This window comes from Sphingosinicella terrae (genome assembly GCF_003347635.1).
GTDB classification, from domain to species: domain Bacteria; phylum Pseudomonadota; class Alphaproteobacteria; order Sphingomonadales; family Sphingomonadaceae; genus Allosphingosinicella; species Allosphingosinicella terrae.
In genome coordinates this window covers 214,558-231,068 of the sequence record NZ_QDFY01000004.1, presented here as the reverse complement: position 1 = coordinate 231,068, position 16,511 = coordinate 214,558, and the positions used below count along the sequence as shown (strand labels likewise).

The following is a 16,511-nucleotide window of genomic DNA, read 5'->3' as shown; positions in this document are numbered from 1 at the left end:
TGACGGGCACCTCGAAGGGCGCTGCATGTTCCGAACAGGGCACAGCATCCGCACGTGGCCAGTAGGCAGGCATCGCCAAGCTGCTATGAGAGCGCCCATGTCACTCGCTACAACGACCACCTTCCTGAAGTCGCTGGCTCGCGCCATTTCCGATTCGCACATGCGGAACACGATCTTCCGCACGATAACGGCGGAGGAGCGCCTGCCGCCGGCCCACTGCCCCTGCTGCGGGTTCGGCGGCCGCTTCGCGCCGGCCGGGATGAACGCGCGCCTCGGCCAGCTTTGCCCCAGGTGCAAATCGTACGAACGGCACAGGCTCGTGGCGCTCGCCTTCGAACGAGGCTTCCTGGACCTGAAGGGCAAGGACGTCGTCCATTTCGCGCCGGAGCGGGCTATCCAGCCACTGGTGCGCAAGTCCGGCCCCGCCTCCTACGTCACCGGGGACATCGTGCCGGGGCGCGCCGACAAGGTGCTCAACCTGGAGCAGATCGACCTCCCCGACGCGTCGTTCGACGTGGCGATCGCGTCGCACGTCCTGGAGCATGTCGACGACCGCAAGACGCTGGCGGAATTGCGGCGGATCCTGCGCCCCGGCGGGCAGGTCATGATCATGGTTCCCCTGGTCGAGGGGTGGGATCAGACCTTCGAGGATGCGAGCAAGACGTCGCACGATGAGCGGCAGGCCTATTTCGGCCGCTACGATCATGTCCGCTATTATGGAGCCGACTTCCGGGGCAGGGTTCGCGCAGCCGGCTTCGCCCTCGACGAATTCACCGCCGGGCCGGTGGAATCGGTGGACTACCGCCTGTCGCGCGGGGAGAAGATCTTCCTGGCGACGAAGACCGACGGCTGACCGGTCAGCGCCCCTGGGCGGGCTGAGCGGCTTGGCGGCCGGGATCGAGGGCGGCCCTTATCCGGTCGCCGAACTCCCGGTTTATCCGCTTCTGGTCGAATGCCTTCTCGACCTTGAGCCGAGCGGCGCGGGCAAGCGACTGGCGGTGGTCCGGATCGCGGATGAGGCTTTCCAGATGCCGCGCGAGGACATCCTCGTCCCGTTCCGGAGCAAGCAGCCCCGACACCTCATGTTCGACCAGTTCCGGGATGCCGCTGTGAAAGGTTGAGACGACCGGCACCCCGGCGGCCATGGCTTCCATGAGGGAAACCGGGATGCCTTCCATGTCGCCGTCGGCGGCGACGACCGAAGGCAGAAGGAACAGATGCGCCTCCCGCAGCCGCTCCCGCACCTGGCCGGATGAGAGCGGCCCGAGCAGGCTGATCCGATCCTGCAGGCCCGTCGCCGCGATCAGCTCGCGGAGCGGCTGCTCCAGTGGGCCATCGCCGCCGATGTCGAAACGCCAGTCGAGGTCGGGCGAACTGCGCGCAACCCGCGCGAGCGCTCGAATAGAGTATTCCGCGCCCTTCTTCTCGACCAGTCGGCCTACCGAGAGGATACGTACCGGATCGCCAGGCGACCAGTTCGCCGGCGCGAAGCCGATCTCGTCGCAGTCCACGCCCATCCGCAGGATCTGGATGCGATCGGCAGGACAGCCCAGCCTGGCAAGCTTTTCGGCCCACAAGTGGCTGATAGGGAGGAAGCGGTCACCGGCCTCGAACAGCGGCCGGTAGAGGTCTTCGCCTTGCTCCTTCAGGGACTGCGAAAGATCGTATCCGTGGAAGACCGTCCAGATCGGGGCTGCCTCCTTCATCCCCCGGACCGTCCTCGCCGCGGAAAGCCCCGTCGGACCGAAATGACAGAGCAGGAGGTCCGATTCGGCCGCCGCGCGCCGGCGCAGCCGCTGTCTGGCGATCCGCAGCGCCGTTTCGCGCATGCCCGAAGGCAGGAATCGCAGCTGGGCGAGACGGGAGAGGATGTGCCGATCCGCAAATCGGGCGCGATCCAACAGCGTCCGGCCCACCGGGTGGCGCAGGCCGCTCTCGGAGGCGTGGACTGCGAAGATCCGGACCTCAAAACCTTGCTCCTCCAGAGCCACGATCTGGTCGAGGACGAATGTCTGGGAAAGCTCCGGAAATCTTGCCAGCAGGAACGCAATACGCAATGGGGCGCGGGCATCATGGGCCTTACCGGTCGGGGCGGACATCGTTCACCTTGTACTTGGGTCCGTGAATGCAGCCGATCGGCGTAATCCGCTCCGGGATGTGGTCGGCCTGTCGGCTCCGCCCTAGAAGGCCTAGCCGGCCGGTTCAATTTTGATCTTCATCGGTCGTGCTGCGGGCCTAAATCGTCGCGTCGGGTTCGCGACGCGCGAGCGGCGAGTGGGGAAGCCATGAAAGCCATGCTGAAGTCTCTCATGCCCGGGTCGGTCAGGCGCCCGCTGCGACGGGCGCTGTCGAGGCTGACTTCGCGCGCGCCGATTGCCGCGCCGTTGAACCCGGACCGCGCGCGGCTTGCTCGGGAACGGTTCGCCCAGGTGGATTGGCAGGAAGCGGCCGAGCGGCGGGCCGTCTATGCGCTCACGCCGACGGCGGACCTGCGCAACATCGGCGACCATGCCCAAGCGGTCGCGATTCGCGCCTGGCTGGAAAAGCACTATCCCGACAGCCCAATCGTGGAGCTGGACAAGGATATGGCGATCGCCTGCCACGAGGAGATACGTGCGAGAGTCAGGCCGTCCGACAGGGTATTCCTGCATAGCGGGGGGAATCTCGGCGATCGCGGGCGCTGGTCCGAGGGCGGGCGCCGCCTGATGATCGCCGGCCTTCGGCATGTGCCCGTCGTCAGCCTACCCCAGACGATCCATTTCAGCGACACGCCTTCCGGCCGGGCGGAGCTGAATACCTCGCAGCATGTCTATGGGCGTCATCCCGACCTGACCGTGCTGGGACGCGATGCGGTGAGCGGTGCGCTCGCGGCAAAGCTGTTCCCGCGCGCCCGGACCGGTACCTACCCGGATTTTGTACTTTCCCTGAGCGCTTCCGCCTTCGATCTTGAGCCAAATCCTGCCCATGCGGGCAAGCTTCTCGCCTGCCTGCGGCTCGACAATGAGTCGGTGTTCGACCCGGAAGGGCGTCAGCGTCTATTCGATCGCCTCGGCCGTTCGGCTACGCTGTTCGACACGACGTTGCCGGACCCGATCCCGCCCGAGCTCCGACGGGCCACGTTGCGCGAGACGCTGAATCTCTTCGCGGGCCACGACCTGGTGGTTACCGATCGCTATCATGGCCTCATCTTCGCGGTCATCTGCCGCAAGCCCGCCGTCGTGTTGCGGACAGTGGACCACAAGCTTACCTCCGCGATCGAGTGGTTCAGCGGCATTCCCAACGTGATCTTCTGTGAATCCGCCGAACGCATTCGCGAAGCCGTCGAAGAGGCGAAGGCGGTGCCGGACTTCGACTATCCCGATTTCAATGGGGACTATTTCGACCGGCTTCCGGATTGGCTCCGCGGCGAGTCCGCCTCGACGGTCGCCGGTGCGGCGCGGGAGGGAACGCGATGAGCGGCAGCGTCAAGAAACTCATTCCCCGGCCGCTGCGCAGGAAGCTCGCCCGCCTTCGGGACGCTTTGCGCGCGCCACCCGCCGCCCCCGCGCCGCGCCTCAAGTCCTTCCATCATGCCGACGAGGCGAGCTTGTCCACGGACGAGCTCCTCGCTTTCGCCCGACACGATGCGCATCGGATAGAAAAGGCATTCTACAACCGGATCTTCGAACCGAAGCGAAGCTATTTCGAGCAGCGTCGAGCGAATGTCCTCCGTACCGCCGAACTCCTGCGTGAGCGCAAGTTCGACATGTCCGAGCCTACGCTGAAGTGGGCGGAGCATATCGCGCTCACCTTCGACGAATTGGAGGAAAAGTTCATTCGCCCCCATTGTACCGAACCTCAGCCCGTGCAACCGGATCTAGCCGATTCCATCATCGCTCTCGCGGCAAGGCGCCGCAGTTCGCGCGTCTGGGCGAGCGAGCAGCCCTCTGCCGAAAGCCTCGAAGCCTTCGCTTACAAGATGATCGACGCCGCACGCTGGGCACCGAATTCAGGCGACAGGCAGCCTTGGCGATTCAAGATCATCAGCCGGCCCGAAGACAAGCTCCTTCTGAAGGGCCTGAAGGAGGAGCATTGCTATGCAGCGCCCTGCCTCATCTTCGTAGGCACGGACAGGAGGGTCTATGGCGCCCTGGGACAGCAGGAAGCGGGGCTCTACATCGATGCGGGCGCGGCCACGATGCTGATGGTCCTTGCGGCACATGCGAGCCATTATGGCGTCTGCTGGAATCACTTTTCGCGCGACCTGATTGAATCCCGACCGCGCAACCGCGAAATATACGACGGCTTCGTCCGCGAGATGGATATTCCCGACTTTATCGAGCCGGTGGCGATTGTCGCCTTTGGCGTCGCAGCCTTCCATCCTCCCGTACCCCCTCGAATGAAGGTAGAGTCTCTCCTTCTCTAGTCGCTCGCTGCCTTGAGCGGCTTTCGTGCGACGATCAGGAAGCCCAGCGGCATGCTGGCCGTCTTGCCGTCGGAGAATTCTCGCACGGACCGAAGGTCCATGATCCAGGCGGTGCACCTTGCCACGAATCTGCCCAGCCGCCGGCTCTTCGCATGCGCCAGCTTGGCGGCGACGTCGCAGAGCACGTCCATACCGGTGCCGAAGGGGGCAAGGCTCACGACCTCGAGCCCGTGCTCCTCTGCCGCTCGCCGGAGCGCGTGATCCGTCCAACGAAAATAGTCGTGTGGCTGCTCGTGGAGCCAATACATGAAGGGCGTGCCGAGAATGATGTGGCCGCCGGGCCGGAGGATCCGGGACATCTCGGCCCAGAGCGTTCCATGTCCCCAAATATGCTCGAGGACGCTGGTCGACAGCAAAGTGTCGTATTCCTCGGAGTCCAGCGGTAATGGTTCGTTGAGGTCGGCGAAGACGTCGACATGCTTCGTGTCGTGCGGCGAGCCGGGCCAGTCGACACATGTGACGTCGGAAACAAAGGCGCGATAGGCGCCGTACAAGGGAGCCTTGCCGCTCCCAAGGTCTAGGAGGTGGCCTCTTGCATGCTGTCGAATAGCGGAGACGTAGGCCCGAACGGCGCGAGCGGATGTATGTCTGCTGGGAGCCGCCAACTCACGGGGATCGGATGAGGGATGCCAGTCGTCCCGCACGAGGACGAATTTGGTGGGCTCCCAAAGCTCCCTATTCTTCATATTGTCGCATTCTCTATGATCTCAGCAGTCGGAATGGGTCGTTAAGAGGTTAGCGCGCGCTATCATCCGTGCTCGGCGCGTAGGATGAGAGCGCCCAAGTCACAGCTTCGTCGACGCGGCTCGGCTCATGGAAATCCCTCCGGAGCCGAGATGGCGGCGGTCCAGGGTTCGTACTGGGATACCAGACTGTTCGGCCTGCAAGGCGCGCACCTACGTCGCCACGCAGATCCCTGCGTGAAAGCGCCGGCAATGAAGCGCGCGCCAGGACCCGTTGTATAGCGGGCCCGTGATAAGCCGATTGTGGAAAACCACCGCTGAAGGCTCGCACATGAGCCTGATGCATCCCCTGAAAGGCAGCGCACCGGCGCCATAGAATCTCCGGGAGCAACCGTTGAAGCCCGTGGGAAATCGGGACCTCGGCAGCGCTGGGCAGGCGGTCGAAGCGGCGCGCATAGAGATTTCGAAGGCGCTGCTCCCTCGGTCCGGGATAATTGGCCAACGTTCTCCAGCGGGGGGTGGTGTAAGCGTCCAGAAGTGCGCCGGACCAGAAAATTGCCCGACGCTGCAGAGATTCGGCGATCCGTCTTCGATGGGGACTCCATCGGATATGCTGCATATCTATCGTGCCGAGGCCAAGTGCGGTCTCGATCACATCCCAGCCCTCGTCGACGGAATCCTCCATTTCGATTACCTCATGACCAAGACCGTTCCTGTGCACGAACTGCTGCACGAGTTCGAAATTGGGCCTCGCGCTCACGACCATCACCGGATTGGTCCAAGGCAAAAGGAGAAGGTTGAGACTGTCCTTCCCGCCGCAGCCAATGACGTTCGTATATCCCGGGTGCCGATCTTCTACCGCCGCAACGTCCGATTGTAGCGCCGTCGCCAGCTGCTCCACGAATTCGTCTTCGTCCTTGAGAGAGGGGCGTCGCTCCGGCGCGCCTCCTATCCTTTGAAGCTCCCGTTCGAAAGGAACGTTCGCCGGCACATATCGGAAATCGGGTCGCATCCGGAACGCATGCGACTCGGCTGTCGGCAAGTACCGCCCCTTCTTCAGCACCAGCGCCAATGGAGAGTATGAATAAAAGCCGTTCCACTCGAAGACGGGATAGAAGCTAGGACGGCCTGCAAATGTGGTTGACTTCCAGATGAGCGGAGCGTCTGCGCGTCCCCAGACGTCTTCTTCGGTCAGGGGCCGATCAGTCTCGACATGCTTCTCAGTCAAACTCCGGAACTCGCTTAGCCACTCAACAGGTGTCACTTGGCCTCCATCCGTTTCATCAAATTCAGTCTGACTTGGGAAGTCCGCTGGCATCACGGTCGGGCGGAAGCAATCGGACCGCCAATCCGCAGCAACATGCGCGCCTGGTGCCATATACTGGCAATCGCCGCGCGGCCGTCTTCTCGAAAGGCTGCGAGGCCGAGCGCTAGAGCATATGCGAAGGGGACGGCGATGCATAGCAAGGAGACGAAATTCAGGTGCGGCGAGGCCCACGAGATGGCCGCCCATGTCACCAGAGCCGCGGCCAGCCCGGGGAGTTGCACTCCGTAAAGATCGGCTGTCCGGACCGGTGTTCCTCGAACGCACCACGCGAACAGTGCCGGCATCGTGACGACCGATCGGATTGCCAGCGCCATCGCGACTTCCGTTGCTCCCCATTGAACGCCGATGACTATGGCCAGCAGTGTCGTAATGCCTGACACGATCCCCCACTTGAGCAGCGCACGGCCTTGGCCTGTAGCGATGAAGAGCCAGCCCGTCGTGTTCGACAGCGGCTTCGTGAGAGCCGCAATGCTGAACCAGAAGAAGATGGGAGCGGCCCCGGACCACTGATCGCCGAGGAGGAAAGGAATTAACCTGTCGCTCGTGGCTCCCGCGACGGCAATGCCTGGAACGGCCGCGAGAGCGATCGCTTGGGCGGCCGTCAGATAGGATCGCCGGAAGCGCTCAGGCTCGTCCTGCAGACGGCTCAGTACGGGAACCATCACCCTGGAAATCGGCGCATTGATGTTCTGCAGCGGAAACATCATCAGCCGAAAGCTGCGATCGTAGAGGCCGAGCGCCGCGGATCCCCAGACGCGGCCTATCAGAACATTGTCAATGTGTCGCGCGATGAAGTCGAAGAAATTGAAGCCGGTGAGGGAGCCACCAAAGCGTACCATCTCGCCGACCCCGGCAAAGGAAACGCGGATGCTGGGACGCCAGGCGCTGCTCCACCATGTGAGGACCACGCCGACAAAGGTCCCGATGAACGTGCCTACCCACAGCGCCCAATAATTTCGCAGGAGCAGGGCCGCGCCAACCGTCGCGACAAAGGTCGCGACTGAACTGATGATAGTGATGCGGCTGATGGCGGGAAAGCGCATGGCGCGGTTGAGGAGCGCCATGTGCTGCAATGCCGAGCCGCTGATCAGCACCGTTAGCGCCGAAGCGGCCGTGACGTAGCCCGGTCGGGGATCTCCGTAGAACCAGGCAACGACAGGCGCGAGCGCAAGCATCGCGACCACGATCGCCGCGGATGCACCCATGTTAACCCAGAAGAGCGAATTGGATTGCGAGGCCGAAAGCGTCTTCGATTGAACCGTGGCATGGTTGAGGCCGAGGTTCTGGAACATAATCAGAAATGCGGCCACAGGAGCGGCCATGGCGACAATACCGTATTCGACCGGCGACAGGATCCTCGCCACGACGATGGTCGAGGCAATCGACAGGAAGACCTTTACGGCCTGAGCCGTGCCGATATGGGCGGCACCGCGAGCGGCCGTCCGACCGAAGGAGGATGGGCGATCTTCTTGTTTCTCGGACATTTCGGTGGGATGTAGAAGTGTGAGGCTACCATCTTAGCAGCGGTGAGGCCCCCGCACAAACAGCGCTTGCGGCATCGGATCATGAGCAAGCTAGCCCCTTGATGGCCTTCCGTCTCCGCTCTACCGGGGGTGTTCGCTCATTCACGCTCGCTTCTCGGACGCGCCGAAGACGGTTCCACCAGATCAGACACCCTGATTTCGCGAAATGACGCCGCTCGTCACGGTCATCATCCCCGTTTATCGGGACTGGGAGCGCCTTGAACTTTGCCTCGGCGCGCTGGCGAAGCAGAGTCTGCCTGCGTCCGACTTTGAGGTGATCGTCGCAAACAATGAATCGCAGGAACGCGTTGCGCCGGTCGCGCTTCCCCCTAATTGCCGGATCATCCACGAGCCGAAGCCAGGCTCCTATGCGGCACGCAACAGCGCCCTGCGCGTCGCGCGCGGCCAATATCTCGCTTTCACCGACAGCGACTGCATCCCCGCCCCCCGCTGGCTGGAAGCGGGACTGATCCATCTTCAGGCGAATCCCGATGCCCGAATCACCGGGCCTGTTCCAATATTCCGCGAAGAGGGCACTCCGCGGCTCGTTTTCCTCTACGAGTTTCATACCGCCTTTAAGCAGAAGCAGATCGCCTCGCTCGGCCGGTGCGCGACGGCCAATCTTATGGTCCCGCGGTCGGTCTTCGACAGGGTCGGCCCGTTCGACGAGCGGCTTCTCTCCGGTGGCGATGCCGATTGGGGTGAACGGGCCAAGGACGCAGGAATCCCGCTTCACTATGTAGAGGGCTTCCTTGTCGCCCATCCCGCCCGTTCCACATTCGACGCGATCGTCCGCAAGAAGCGCCGGTTGGCCGGTGCGATGGCCCAGCGCAAGGGCTACTCCACTTGGCGCTATGTCGCCCGAAGGATGCTCCCGCCCTTCAGGCAGTTCAGGCAATATGTTCTACAGTCGGGCCGCGGCCGGCTCGGCTCGGTCGATGCGTTCGCGCTCTTCTTCATCCACTGGAGTCTTCAGTGGGCGGACGCGTTCGAGTTCGTTCGGGTTCGCCAGGGCTGGAAGTCCCCAAACCGGAGTTGACGCGGAAGCGAACCCCGCGAACGTATTGAAACGCGCTGGAGTGAATGGCTCCCTTGATGATGGTTGGCCGGAAGACTAGGGCTGAGGCCGAGCGCGCTGCAACACGCTGCAACCGGTCGGATCGCCACTATCGGTGAAGACCCTTGAGTCGGAACGAGATGAATTCAGCGATTTCGGTCATCATTCCCATCTACAAGGATTGGGAGCGCCTCAGGCTCTGTCTCGACGCCCTCGAGCGTCAGACCCTGCCTGCCGACCGGTTCGAGATACTAGTCGCGAATAATGAGCCGGAGGGGCATTGCCCGTTGGAGAGGCTGCCGCCCAACGCCAGAATCCTCCACGAGCCCAGCCCGGGATCCTATGCGGCGCGCAACACGGCCGTCGGCCAGTCCCAAGGCAGGTGGCTCGCCTTCACCGACGGCGATTGCATCCCCGACAAGGACTGGCTGGCCCGCGGCCTCGAGCTGCTCGAACGCCATCCCGAGGAGCGCATTACCGGGCCGGTCAGCATCTTCCGCGAGGAAGGCTCCGATTATTATGCCTATCTGTTCGACGCCCACACCGCCTTCCCGCAGGAGCAATATGCGCGCGATGGCGTCTGCGTGACGGCCAACCTCCTCGTCTCCCGCGCCGTGTTCGATCGCGTCGGTCCCTTCGAGCAGACCATGTCGGGCGGCGACTGGGAATGGAACATGCGGGCGCACAAGATGGGCGTTCCGATCCGCTACGATTCCGGGGTGGTGGTGGCGCATCCCGCCCGCCGAACCCTCGCGGAAATCTTCAAGAAGCGCCGCCGCGTCGCCGGCTCGATCGCCCAGAACCGCAAGCGGTCGCTGCCCATCTATGTGCTCGGCCGGATCAAGCCGCCGCGGCGGCTGCCGTTCAAGCGCTCCAATCTGGGCTGGCGCGACTGGAGCGCGCTCTATCTGATCGCCTGGGCCAAAGGCCTCGTCGAGGCGCATGAATTCAGCCTCGTCAAGCTCAAGCTCAAGCGCCCGAACCGGGCCTGATATGATCGCCCCGGCCGCCTTGGGCGGCGGCGACCGAACGGTGTCGGTGGTCATTCCCGCCTACAAGGCGGCCTCGACGATCCGCCGCGCGGTCGACAGCGTTCTCGAGCAGCCCGGCGTGGAAGCTTCGGTCATCGTCGTGATCGACGGCTTGCTCGACGAGACAGCGGATCGGCTTCGCGACTACGACCCGGCCCGCGTGCAGGTGATCGCGCGCGAAGAGAATCGGGGCGCGCAGGTGAGCCGCAACGAAGGCCTTGCCGCGGCGAGCGGCGAATATGTGATGTTCCTCGACTGCGACGACTATCTGGAAGGACCCCTGCTCGCGGGGCTCGTCGATGCCATGCAGGCCGAAGCCGCCGATCTCGGATTCGCCCCCATGCAGGTCGAGGCGGAAGGCAGCGGCGAGCGAAGGGCGCTGTTTCAGCCCGATTATCGCTCCGCCGCCCATCTGTTCGAAAGCTGGTTCGGCCGCGCGCGCTTCGTCGCGCCCTGTTCCGTGCTGTGGCGGACCTCCCACGTGCGACGGATCGGCGGCTGGGACGAGACCATTCACAAGAACCAGGACGGCGAGATCGTGCTGCGCGCTGTGCTGGGCGGGGGCCGCTTCGCCTTGTCCAGCCAGGGCCGGGGCATCTATGTCGATCATCCGTCGGCGGAGCGCATCACCCGGCGTTCCGACAATATGGAATCGCCCTTCGACGTGGCGGAAAAGCTGCTCGCGATCGATTCCCCGGTGGTCGATGCCGCCACGCGCGAGGCGGTCTGCGCCCGCCGTTACTACATGCTCGCGGGCAACTGCTATTATCGGGGGCTCGACGTGTTGGGCGACCAGGCGCTCCGCCGCAGCCGGCAGCTCGGTTTTCGCGGCCACCAGGGCTCTTTGCCGCATCGCGTCGCGTCCGCGCTGCTCGGCCTGCGCCGTCGCTACCGTCTGTCGCGCGGGCTACGCCGGCTGGTGCCGGTGCGCTGATGTCGGTCTCCGTCATCGTCACCACCTATAATGATGGCGAGTATCTGCCGGACTGCCTGGCTTCCGTCGCGAGGCAGACCCGTGCGGCCGACCAGGTGATCGTCGTCGACGACGGGTCCACGTCCGATCGCGCTCTGGCCGGAATTGCGGCAGGCCTGGAAGCGCATCCCCGCACGCTCTTGCTGCGCCAGCAGAACCGGGGGCCGTCGGCCGCCCGCAACAATGGGCTTGAGGCGGCCAGCGGGACCTTCATCGCCTTCCTCGACGCCGACGACCGTTGGGCTCCGGAGAATCTGGAGAGGCGGCTTGCCTTGATCGAGCGGGACGAGCGCGTCGTCGCCGCCTATTCAGGGTTCCTGGCGCGGGCGCCGGAGGGGGCGGAGGGCCGGTCGAGCTTCCGCGAGCATCTCGGCCCGCTGGAACCGCGCCTGGTCGGGGTGCCCGGGGGGCTTCCCGGCGGCCTGCCACTCTATCTGCTGCGCCGGCAGGCCGCGGTCGACGCCGGCGGGCTCGATCCATCCTTGACGATCATGGAGGATTTCGACTTCCTGATCCGCATCGGCCGGCAGCAAGGGCTGTTCGCCGGAAACAACGATCCGCTCTATCTGCGGACGGTCCGGCCGGGATCCCTGACCCGCGCCTCGGCGGATCGTCGCTATCGCGGGACGCTCCAGTTCCTGCGCAAGGCGTCCGAGCAGCGCTATTTCAGCCGGTTCGAGCTTGCCCGACGTCGCGCCTTCGCCATCGCGGCCCATTGGCGCCAACGCCTGAGGTCGAAGACATCCGCCTGAGGATTGGCGCTACCTGCGCGCGACTATGTCGGAATAAAGCGAGAGATGTGCCGAGGCGCAGGCCTCCATCGTGAAGGCGCGGGACCGTTCGACGGCCGCCGCCGAGAAGCGTTCATACTGCTCGTCTTCCGTCAGCGCGTCGACGATCCGGCGGGCCAGTGCTTCCGGGTCGGACGGGGGTACCAGGAAGCCGTTGATCCCGTCGCCCACGACCTCGCCATTGCCGCCGACATCGGTCGCGACGATGGGCACGCCGGACATCGCCGCCTCGATCAGCGTGATCGGCAGTCCCTCATGTTCCGAGGAGTTCACCAGCAGGTCGGCCGCGCTCATCAGCTCGGCTATGTCGCCGCGCGCCCCGAGCAGCTCGAACCGGGAATCCAGCCGCCGCTCCGCGATCAGCGTCTTCAGCCGCGCCCGCTCTTCTCCCTCGCCCGCGACGGCGAATCGCGGCTGGCGGCCGGCCGATTCGAACAGGCCGGTCGCGATCGCCGCCGCCTCGATCAGGTTGCCATAGTCCTTCTTCGGCGTGAGATTGCCGACGCTCAGGATGAACGGGTTCACCGCAGGGCCACGGTCCCGCGGCGAAGCCTCGAAGTCGGCGGGAACGCCGTTGCGGATCATCGTCATCGGGCCGCGGACATGCGCCTTCAGGAAATCCCGGCAGGCGTCGCCGATCGCGACATAGGCATCGACGAAACGATCGAACAGCTTGAACAAGATCGGTGGGAAGTTCGCCGTGACGTTGTGATGCGTGTAGACGGTCGGGACCCGCAACCCGCTGAACGCCCGGCAAAGCAGGCCACGGGCGAGATGGATGTGAAGGATGTCGGCGCCGAACTGCCGGACCGAGCGTCGGAGCCTCGTCGCGCCTGCCAGGGGATTTCGGAAATCGCGCGGCGCCATGACCTCGTAGGTGACGCCGCCCGCGTCCAGCGTGGCGAGCAGTTCGACCTCGAAGTCGGCCGGATTGCCGACGCCCGCGGCGCTCGACATGAACACGATGTGGCAGTCATGGCCCTGCCGGACCATTTCCCGCGTCATGTTGCGCACGAGTATCTCGGCGCCTCCGGCCGCCGGCGAGGCCAGCACGGACAGGATTCTCATCGAACGCCTCGACGATCAGGCGCAGGGGGTAGACTGGGAATGGGAATAGCTCCGTATCGGCAGATGAACCTGGGCCGTATCGATCGGCCTTGAACTTGGATCGTCATTGCGGGCGTATCGCGCCGAAGCAACCCCGCATCGCTTCGCAGGCCGGGCAGCCTTGCCTTATGCGGCCCGATGACGACAGGTCCGAAACCGATCGCCTTGAGGCTGGTGGGCCGCTCATTGGCCCGACTTTGCGGTATGGCAAGGCTCGTTCGGCCGACCGTGCCGATCGCCTTGCCCCATCTGGCTCTGGTAAAACGATTTTCAGCTGCTAGAGGGAGCGGCTCCGGCCGCGCGTGGGCGCGACGGATCGAAGGCGGAGCCATGGATTGTCGCTCCTGCCCGATTGGTTTAGGCCTTGCGGGGCGTCGGCTACAGGTAAGCAGTTCATGATCGTTGCCCTCTTCGGACTGGTGATCAGCCTGTTCGCCTACCTGATCGCCTTTCCGACGGAACGGTCTCGTCGCTTCGACGTCTATGCGGCCCTGCTCGCGCTGCACATCATCGCCGCGATCGGTTACTGGCTGCAGAGCTTCGAATCCGCGATGGATGCCTTCACTTATTATCGCGATCCGTTCGGCTTCGTCAGGCAGGATCCGTTCAAGGAGGGGACGTATTTCGTCGTCCACTTCGTCCAGCTGATCAGGAACACGCTTGGCGGATCATTCCTGGATCATTTCCTCTTCTTTCAATGCTTCGGAATGATCGCCATCGCCTTGATGATCCGGTCGTTCGTCGAGATTGCGGAATCGCTGGAAATGACGGTCCCGCTCCCGGTCTATTTCGTCCTGTTCCTGCCGGGACTCCATTTCTGGACGGCCGGTATCGGCAAGGACGGCCCGATGATCATGGCGATCAGCCTCGCCGCCTGGTGCTCGCTGCGAATCGAAAAAAGGCTCCCTTGGCTGGCGCTTTCCCTGGCCATCATGGTGTGTATCCGGCCGCACATCACCCCCTTCGTCATGGCGGGCATGGTGGCGGCCCTGCTCCTGTCGAAGCGCGCCGACACGAAGGTGCGCCTGATGCTGGCGCCGATCGCCGCCGCGGGCCTCGTCGTGTTCATCGGCCGCGCCGCGGCAAGCATGAACATGACCGAGGTGTCGGTCACCTCGGTCACCAGTTTCGTCGAGACTCAGCAGGGGTTTTCGGAGGATTATGGCAGCGGCGCGCAGCTCAACACGCTGCCGCTCCCGATGAAGATCTTCACCTTGATGTTCAGGCCCTTCTGGTACGACGCCGAGGGACTGATGGGCTATGCGGCCTCCGCCGAGAATACGGTGCTGATGGCCTTCGTCCTCTACCTCCTCTACAATTGGAAGACGGTTCTCTATCTTTTCCGTCACGTCTTTTTCGTGGTTTATTGCGCCACTTTCTCCTCGATGGTGATCTTCTCGCTGGCGCTCATCAGCTACAATGTCGGCTTGGGACAGCGGATGAAGATGATGGCGATCCCGCCGGCGCTGCTCCTGCTCGCCGCCGTCTACATGTACAAGCGCTCCGCCGCGGCCCGGGCCGCGGCGGCCGCAGAGGCCGCCGAGGCGCAGGCCCGCGAATATGCTGCTGCGGCGGCGGCGCCGACGCACGTCTGATGCGCCGCTGATCCCGCCTGTCCCAATGCCGCAACAGACGCCGATTCCCGGCCATCGCCCGCCATCGCAGCGCGTCGTCGTGCTCGGATCCTATGCGCCGTCGCTGACCAAGTTCCGGGGGCCGATGCTCGCGGCAATGGCAGCGCGCGGGCACCAGGTCGTCGCTGCCGCGCCTGCGATTGATGCCGCCACGGCGGCGGAGCTTCGCGGCCTCGGCGTCGAGCCGGTTTCGATCGAGATCAGCAATGCCAGCCTCAATCCGGTCGGAATGTGGCGCTCCTATCGCGCGCTGCGCCGCCTCCTGCGGGCGCGGCGTCCGGACCTGATCCTCTCCTACACGATCAAGCCGGTGATCCTGGGCGCGTTGGCCGGGCGTGTCGAGGGCGTGGCCCGGATCGCCTCCCTGATCACCGGCCTCGGGTTCGCTTTCACCGGCGAGAATGTCGTTGGGCGCCGGCGGATGGTTCGCCAGGTGGCGGCGTCGCTCTACCGGCAGGCGATCGTGCGGTCCGACATCGTGCTTTTCCAGAATCGAGACGACCAGGCGACTTTCCGCTCGCTGGGCATCCTTCCGGAGCATGCCGGCAGCGCCGTCGTCGACGGTTCCGGAGTAGACATCGAACAGTACGCGCTGGCGCGATTGCCGGCCGAAACCTCCTTCCTGATGATCGCGCGCCTGCTCAAGGACAAGGGCATCCGCGAATTCGCCATTGCCGCGAACCGCATAAGGCGCGAGCATCCGGAGGTGAGGGTGTCGTTGGTCGGCTATCTCGATCCATCGCCCGACTCCATCACGCCGGAGGAGCTGGAAACGATTAAGGCCGGCGGCATCGAATTCCTGGGCAAGCTGGACGACGTGCGTCCGGCCATAGCCGGGTGCCGTGTCTACGTGCTGCCCAGTTATCGGGAAGGTACGCCGCGCTCGGTGCTCGAGGCGATGGCGATGGGGCGCGCCGTCATCACCACCGACGCGCCGGGCTGCCGCGAGACGGTGATCGACGGCACCAACGGCTATCTCGTTCCCGTCCAGGATGCGGAAGGCTTGTACCACGCGATGAAGAAGTTCGTGCTTGATCCCGCGCTGGCCGAACACATGGGGATGGAATCGCGTCGCATCGCGGAGCAGCGCTACGACGCGCGCAAGGTCTCCGCGGACATTTTGGGCCATCTCGGGCTATGAACATGATCGATACCCGCATGTCCCGACGCAAACGACGGCTCTACCCGAAGCGCCTGTTCGACATCAGCGTCGCCGTGACGGCGCTGGTCCTCCTTTCTCCGGTGATGCTGGCGGTCGCGATCGCCGTGCGCATTAAGCTCGGCGGCCCCGTCCTCTTCGTCCAGGCGCGGCCGGGCCTTGGCGGGAGCATCTTCAAGCTCGTCAAGTTCAGGACGATGCTGGACCAGACCGATGCCTCGGGTCGCCCCCTTCCGGATTCAGAGCGGCTCACGCCCTTCGGCCAATGGCTGCGCTCGACCAGCCTGGACGAACTGCCGGAGCTGTGGAACGTGCTCAAGGGCGAGATGAGCCTCGTCGGCCCGCGGCCGCTCCTGATCCAGTATCTGCCGCTCTACTCGCCTTTCCAGGCGAGGCGGCACGAGGTCCGTCCCGGGATCACCGGCTGGGCCCAGGTCAACGGCCGCAACGCCCTCACCTGGCCGGAGAAGTTCGCGCTCGACGTCTGGTATGTCGATAATCTGAGCTTCGCCGTCGACATGAAGATCCTGTGTCGCACCGTCTCAAGCGTCTTTACCCGCCACGGCATCAGCGCGGAAGGGGAGGCCACGATGCCTTTCTTCCTGGGCGAGACCGGCGACGAACCGCTGGGCGAAAGCGGCCGCTGAGCTCCGACGGCCCCGGTCGCGGGACGGGCATTGCGGGGAGGAGCGGCTTTCCGCTCCGCCCGCTACCTTCGTGCCCGAGGCTCGTCCCCGAGGCCGCCCGGGACGAGCCCGAGC

General features: G+C 64.5%; 15 protein-coding genes. 10 read left to right on the top strand and 5 right to left on the bottom strand.

Annotation, left to right across the window (positions count from 1 at the left end; all coding sequences use genetic code 11):
• The first annotated feature begins 97 nt into the window (after positions 1-97).
• The gene (locus tag DDE10_RS11225; protein WP_162806564.1) at positions 98-853 is read left to right on the top strand and encodes a methyltransferase domain-containing protein; all 756 of its coding nucleotides are present in this window, start codon (positions 98-100) and stop codon (positions 851-853) included.
• A gap of 4 nt (positions 854-857) precedes the next feature.
• On the opposite strand, the gene DDE10_RS11220 is transcribed toward DDE10_RS11225, so the two are convergent.
• On the bottom strand, positions 858-2,057 hold the full coding sequence (locus DDE10_RS11220; protein ID WP_162806563.1) for a glycosyltransferase: 1,200 nt from the start codon (positions 2,055-2,057) through the stop codon (positions 858-860).
• Positions 2,058-2,285: 228 nt separating this feature from the next.
• Here DDE10_RS11220 and DDE10_RS11215 point away from each other — a divergent pair, with 228 nt between their 5' ends.
• Positions 2,286-3,455: a polysaccharide pyruvyl transferase family protein gene (locus DDE10_RS11215; RefSeq protein WP_114952861.1), complete on the top strand. Its 1,170-nt coding sequence runs from the start codon at positions 2,286-2,288 to the stop codon at positions 3,453-3,455.
• Positions 3,452-4,405 carry a nitroreductase family protein gene (locus DDE10_RS11210; protein WP_114952860.1) on the top strand — a complete coding sequence of 318 codons (954 nt, stop codon included), beginning with the start codon at positions 3,452-3,454 and terminating at the stop codon, positions 4,403-4,405. The genes DDE10_RS11215 and DDE10_RS11210 overlap by 4 nt, the downstream gene beginning before the upstream one ends.
• Here the strand turns inward: DDE10_RS11210 and DDE10_RS11205 are convergent.
• Genes DDE10_RS11205 through DDE10_RS11195 form a run of 3 tightly spaced genes read right to left on the bottom strand, consistent with a single transcriptional unit; the run spans position 4,402 to position 7,959 of the window.
• Positions 4,402-5,151: a methyltransferase domain-containing protein gene (locus DDE10_RS11205; protein WP_114952859.1), complete on the bottom strand. Its 750-nt coding sequence runs from the start codon at positions 5,149-5,151 to the stop codon at positions 4,402-4,404. The two genes, DDE10_RS11210 and DDE10_RS11205, sit on opposite strands and share 4 nt — an antisense overlap.
• Before the next feature lie 49 nt (positions 5,152-5,200).
• Positions 5,201-6,412, bottom strand: a complete 1,212-nt coding sequence (locus DDE10_RS23455) for a hypothetical protein (protein ID WP_162806562.1) — start codon at positions 6,410-6,412, stop codon at positions 5,201-5,203.
• Between the two features lie 53 nt (positions 6,413-6,465).
• Positions 6,466-7,959 carry a lipopolysaccharide biosynthesis protein gene (locus tag DDE10_RS11195; RefSeq protein ID WP_114952857.1) on the bottom strand — a complete coding sequence of 498 codons (1,494 nt, stop codon included), beginning with the start codon at positions 7,957-7,959 and terminating at the stop codon, positions 6,466-6,468.
• A 205-nt stretch (positions 7,960-8,164) separates the two neighbouring features.
• Here DDE10_RS11195 and DDE10_RS11190 point away from each other — a divergent pair, with 205 nt between their 5' ends.
• The 4 genes from DDE10_RS11190 to DDE10_RS11175 all read left to right on the top strand — a co-directional run bounded on the left by DDE10_RS11190 (position 8,165) and on the right by DDE10_RS11175 (position 11,811).
• Positions 8,165-9,037, top strand: a complete 873-nt coding sequence (locus DDE10_RS11190) for a glycosyltransferase family 2 protein (protein ID WP_114952856.1) — start codon at positions 8,165-8,167, stop codon at positions 9,035-9,037.
• Positions 9,038-9,195: 158 nt separating this feature from the next.
• Positions 9,196-10,047, top strand: a complete 852-nt coding sequence (locus DDE10_RS11185) for a glycosyltransferase family 2 protein (RefSeq protein WP_114952855.1) — start codon at positions 9,196-9,198, stop codon at positions 10,045-10,047.
• Between the two features lies 1 nt (position 10,048).
• Positions 10,049-11,020, top strand: a complete 972-nt coding sequence (locus tag DDE10_RS11180; protein WP_162806561.1) for a glycosyltransferase family 2 protein — start codon at positions 10,049-10,051, stop codon at positions 11,018-11,020.
• Positions 11,020-11,811, top strand: coding sequence for a glycosyltransferase family 2 protein (locus DDE10_RS11175; RefSeq protein ID WP_114952853.1), 792 nt, complete (start codon positions 11,020-11,022; stop codon positions 11,809-11,811). The genes DDE10_RS11180 and DDE10_RS11175 overlap by 1 nt, the downstream gene beginning before the upstream one ends.
• A gap of 9 nt (positions 11,812-11,820) precedes the next feature.
• Here the strand turns inward: DDE10_RS11175 and DDE10_RS11170 are convergent, their stop codons facing one another.
• A complete protein-coding gene (locus DDE10_RS11170; RefSeq protein WP_114952852.1) occupies positions 11,821-12,918 on the bottom strand; it encodes a glycosyltransferase in 1,098 nt (365 codons plus the stop codon).
• 434 nt (positions 12,919-13,352) lie between these two features.
• Here DDE10_RS11170 and DDE10_RS11165 point away from each other — a divergent pair, with 434 nt between their 5' ends.
• Genes DDE10_RS11165 through DDE10_RS11155 form a run of 3 tightly spaced genes read left to right on the top strand, consistent with a single transcriptional unit; the run spans position 13,353 to position 16,397 of the window.
• On the top strand, positions 13,353-14,552 hold the full coding sequence (locus tag DDE10_RS11165; RefSeq protein ID WP_114952851.1) for a hypothetical protein: 1,200 nt from the start codon (positions 13,353-13,355) through the stop codon (positions 14,550-14,552).
• 25 nt (positions 14,553-14,577) lie between these two features.
• Positions 14,578-15,732: a glycosyltransferase family 4 protein gene (locus DDE10_RS11160; protein ID WP_114953008.1), complete on the top strand. Its 1,155-nt coding sequence runs from the start codon at positions 14,578-14,580 to the stop codon at positions 15,730-15,732.
• A 17-nt stretch (positions 15,733-15,749) separates the two neighbouring features.
• Positions 15,750-16,397 (top strand): sugar transferase, encoded by a 648-nt coding sequence (locus tag DDE10_RS11155; protein WP_114953007.1) that lies wholly within the window; start codon positions 15,750-15,752, stop codon positions 16,395-16,397.
• Positions 16,398-16,511 lie beyond the last annotated feature (114 nt).